The organism is Dethiosulfatibacter sp., assembly GCF_983023055.1.
Genome location: NZ_CEZJXU010000198.1, coordinates 1 through 4458, shown reverse-complemented (window position 1 = coordinate 4458; position 4458 = coordinate 1). Strand labels below are relative to the sequence as shown.

The window sequence follows — 4458 nt, the reverse complement described above, 5'->3', positions numbered from 1 at the left end:
GAGACAGGAGTTCACGGAATAATGTTTGATACTCTGTTTGCATCAAAATCAATAATGAGCAAAACTATGTGGGACGAATTCGAGGGTGTTTATATGGAAGATATCGCAAAACACGTCGAAACCTTGGATACAATGTTTATGATCCACAACTGTGGCGCAGGACCATATTTTGATGTACAGCTTAAAAGAATGAATCCAGTTGCATTCTCCTTCCTTCACTATCCAGACGACTGTTCTTCTTATGAAGAAATGAAGGCAAAATATGGCGACAAAACAATACTAATGGGTCACGTTGATCCCGGCTGGATGTTCACAGCAAAAGAACACGAAGTAGAAGCGGAATGCAAAAAACAAATAGAAATGATGGCAAAAGACGGTGCCTTCATCATGTCTACAGGATGCGAGTATCCTGCTCCCCTTGATTTCAAGAAAGCTGAAATCATGGTGAATTCAGTGAAAAAATATGGAAGCTTCGAATAATTAATTCTTAAAAACCCTGTGTCAGAATTAACCTGTCACAGGGTTTCCCATTTAGTTTTTCTGATTTTCAATCTTCTCGGCCAATTCATTGAGATATTCCCATCTTTCCATCTTTTTCTCAAGAACGTTGTTCAACCTTTCTTTTTCATCCATTAGATCCTGAAGCTTCATATAGTCACTTGTTTTTTCACCCAAGGCCTTTTCAAGAGTTTCAATCTCAGCTTCCAAACCCTCGATTATTCCATCTATCTCTTCATATTCCTTTTTCTCGGAATATGAAAACTTGAGTTTCTTTGCTTTAGTATTGTTTTTTGATAACTTTTCAACTTCCTTTTCTTTTTCACCATTATCTGATGTGGAAGCTTCAAGGGTAAGTTTTTCAACTTCCTTCTTATCCATAAAATCGGAATAGTTACCAGGGTACTTTCTTATTGAGCCATTTCCTTCATAGTAAAATATGCTGTTGCAAATCCTGTCCAGAAAATACCTGTCGTGTGAAATAGTAATAACAGGACCACCAAAGGTATCAAGAAAATCCTCCAGTATCGAAAGCGTTCTTACATCCAAATCATTTGTAGGCTCGTCGAATATCAATACATTTGGAGAAGACATCAGTATTCTTAAAAGATACAATCTTCTCTTTTCTCCTCCCGACAGCTTTCTTATATAGCTGTACTGGACATCTCCCGAAAACAGAAACCTTTCAAGCATTTTGGATGCAGAAATCTTGTCTCCATCTGCAGTTTCAAGAAACTCTCCTGCTTTCTTCACATAATCTATAACTCTCATGGTACCATCCAGATCCTCATTCTCCTGAGAGAAATAACCTATCTTAACAGTCTGTCCCTTTAGGATTTCACCTGAATCCTGCTTTACCTGGTCAGTGATTATCCTTACAAGAGTCGATTTACCCGTACCATTTGGTCCTAGTATGCCTACCCTGTCGTCCCTAAGGAATATATGACTGAATTCCTTGATCAAGACCTTGTCATCGTAAGCTTTAGATATATTTTTTATCTCTATGATTGTCTTTCCAAGTCTACTTGTCGCTACAGAAATTTCGAGATTTTCATCAATTGTATAATCCATTGAGTCCTTTATATTATCAAATCTCTGTATTCTAGCCTTTTGCTTTGTACTTCTTGCCTTGGCTCCCTTTCTCATCCAAGCCAATTCCTTCTTATAGAGCTTTTCCTGCTTGTCCTTTTCAGTTGATTCAAGAGCTTCCCTTTCCAATCTGCTTTCAAGGTAGTAGGAGTAATTTCCATCGTATTTGTGAAGAACTCCATTTTCAAGCTCAACTATGACATTTGTAACCCTGTCAAGGAAGTACCTGTCATGGGTAATCATCAGCAAGGCACCTTTTCTGTTGTTTAAATATTCCTCAAGCCACTGTATAAGTTCACTATCCATATGGTTTGTAGGCTCGTCAAGGATAAGAAGATTGCATTCCTTAAGGAGTGCAGCTGCCAGGGCAACTCTTTTTCTCTGTCCTCCTGAAAGTGTTCCCATCTTTGCATCAAAATCTGAAATCTTAAGCTTTGTAAGAACACTTTTTACTTCGCTTTCCATATTCCATAAATTTTTATTGTCTATTACACCCTGAAGTCTTATTATTTCATCTTCCAATCCAGAGATACCCTTTTCAGTTCTGGCTAGGAGATCTTCATATTCCCTCAGAATATTCATTTCCTCGGAGCTCCCCTTAAATATCTGGTCGAGAACTGTCAATTCACCATCACAATCAGGATTTTGGTTTAAATACTCTATGGTTCTCTTACTTACAATTTCAATTTCTCCACTATCGGCATAATCCTCTCCCGTTATTATCTTTAGAAGTGTTGACTTGCCCGACCCATTGACACCTATGAGACCTATCTTGTCTCCATCGTTTATATTAAGTGATGCTCCCTTCAGAAGCACCTTTTCACCAAAACTTTTATACATGTCCCTTATAGAAACCAAATTCATATCAAATCCATCCTTACAGTTTTTCTTCTAGACAAAGCAGCTCTGCTGCGTCAGCCGTGTGAGCGGGTGTTGTCAGCGTAGAAAGTTTACCTAAAATGCAAAACACCAACGCTTTAAGGAGTTTTGCCTATTTAACTTTCTTAAGCTAAGACAAAGCAGCTCTGCTGTGTCGGCCGCGTGAGCGGGTGTTGTACACGCCCAAAATAAAACCCGCCGAGGCAGGTTTTATTTTGGCTTTTTAACTCCTTTCCAGCATTCCATATTCTTATTCTTCAAAACTCATAAAATATTCTTCAAGAGTCAGACCGCTTTCATATACTTCTGTAGCAAGGTCTGTTCCAAGATATCTTAGATGCCAAGGCTCATAAAGATATCCTGTAATATCCTCCATGCCCTCTGGATATCTAATTATAAAGCCATATTCATGAGCATGTACTGAAACCCACTTTCCTTCCTCTGTATCTCCAAAGTAATCTTCAAGCTGAAGTCCTGCACTCTGTGCAGTAATATCCATTGCCAAACCTGACTGGTGCTCGCTCTGTCCGGGAACAGCACTGTACTTGTCTGCATATTCCTGTCCGTGTCTGCTTACATAGCCATTGTAAAGTGCAGTTTGTGTATTGTATGACCTGTATCCCGATCTGGCAACAAGGGTCAATCCGTCAGCTTCAGCTCCCTTAAAAAGCTCCGTAAGTGCATCTGAGGCAACCTTTCGCAACTGGTTGACTTCTTCATTACTCAAACATGTAGTAACAGCTACATGTACAAGATCTTCCGGCACATAATTTAAAGGAAGGTTCCTTGACTTGTTTACAACCATATCCAATGCTTCAGGCTTTATAATTATTCCCTCACTGTCAATGGTTTCACTAAGAAAGTTTACTATGTTTATATCCTTATGGGCATTCAAACCCTTATATACAACATCAATTGCATAATTATCACCTGTTAACGCTTCTTCAGGTATGACAAAGCAGTTTTCACTATCAATAGTAAGATCCGTGAAGATCTCAAGTCCCTCGGTTACTATTTCCTTTTCCCCATCCTTCAATGTTGCTTCCACTATTATATCCACAAGTTCGCTTCTGGAGACTACATTTCCATCCACAAGGATTTCTATGGCATCAACCGAGTTCTCTTCTTCAATTGGATCCTTAATCTCTGAATGACCATTGCCGCATCCTGTCAACATTAATATAGACAGAATACACAATCCTATAATTTTGATTTTTATTCCCATTAACAACACATCCTTTTAAAATCATTTTCCATCATATCAAATATAATACATATCTGCTTAAATTTCAAGGCAATATATCAACAAGTCATGAAATTCAAACATAATAAAAGACCTGAATACATTCCAGGTCTTCCAAGTATCTTCTAATTAAGCAGTAGTAATGTTTTCTGCTTGAGGTCCTTTAGCACCTTCAACAACATCAAACTCTACGCTTTCGTCTTCGTTCAAAGTTTTAAATCCGTCTTTTTGGATTTGTGAGTAATGTGCAAAAACATCAGTTCCTTCTTCCGTAGTGATGAAACCAAAACCTTTTTCAGAATTAAACCATTTAACTTTACCTTTCATACCAATACCTCCGAATTTTTATTAATTTTTCTAAATTGTTGTAAATGATATAAATAAAAATTCAATCGTCAATCAATATGATTATACTTCCATTCTATTTATTCACTTTTACTGAATTTAGACTACAATTAATTATACACTAATTTTAAGATAATACAAGAATTTAATGCAAATTCTACTGCTATCACTGCATTTAATAATGTTCATTATTATATGTTTCCTTGAAATCTTCCCGTTTTTTTAGTATCATCTTCAAGGTCCAATAATTGTGATTTTTTGTAAAATAAAAATCACCTTGGAATATCCAAAGTGATTTTATAAATGGTGCGGGTGAAGAGACTCGAACTCCCACGTCGTAGACACTAGATCCTAAGTCTAGCGCGTCTGCCAATTCCGCCACACCCGCTCATTTGTGACAAGAC

4 protein-coding genes and 1 tRNA gene are annotated in these 4458 nt (G+C 37.5%); 1 reads left to right on the top strand and 4 read right to left on the bottom strand.

The window, feature by feature from the left end:
* Window positions 1-480 (top strand): uroporphyrinogen decarboxylase family protein (locus tag AC3AX0_RS07930; protein WP_487549764.1); only part of this gene is annotated, 480 nt, incomplete at its 5' end.
* A 51-nt stretch (window positions 481-531) separates the two neighbouring features.
* Here AC3AX0_RS07930 and AC3AX0_RS07925 read toward each other — a convergent pair.
* From AC3AX0_RS07925 to AC3AX0_RS07910, 4 genes are all read right to left on the bottom strand, one after another.
* Window positions 532-2451: an ABC transporter ATP-binding protein gene (locus AC3AX0_RS07925; protein WP_487549763.1), complete on the bottom strand. Its 1920-nt coding sequence runs from the start codon at window positions 2449-2451 to the stop codon at window positions 532-534.
* Between the two features lie 265 nt (window positions 2452-2716).
* Window positions 2717-3691 (bottom strand): M15 family metallopeptidase, encoded by a 975-nt coding sequence (locus AC3AX0_RS07920; RefSeq protein ID WP_487549762.1) that lies wholly within the window; start codon window positions 3689-3691, stop codon window positions 2717-2719.
* 147 nt (window positions 3692-3838) lie between these two features.
* Window positions 3839-4036, bottom strand: a complete 198-nt coding sequence (locus AC3AX0_RS07915; RefSeq protein WP_487549761.1) for a cold-shock protein — start codon at window positions 4034-4036, stop codon at window positions 3839-3841.
* A gap of 322 nt (window positions 4037-4358) precedes the next feature.
* Window positions 4359-4442: transfer RNA gene (locus AC3AX0_RS07910), tRNA-Leu, on the bottom strand.
* Window positions 4443-4458: the final 16 nt, after the last annotated feature.

Coding starts and splice junctions, on each gene's coding strand:
- AC3AX0_RS07915 (WP_487549761.1), bottom strand. CDS start 4,036: ATGAAAGGTAAAGTTAAATGGTTTAATTCTGAAAAAGGTTTTGGTTTC.
- AC3AX0_RS07925 (WP_487549763.1), bottom strand. CDS start 2,451: ATGAATTTGGTTTCTATAAGGGACATGTATAAAAGTTTTGGTGAAAAG.
- AC3AX0_RS07920 (WP_487549762.1), bottom strand. CDS start 3,691: ATGGGAATAAAAATCAAAATTATAGGATTGTGTATTCTGTCTATATTA.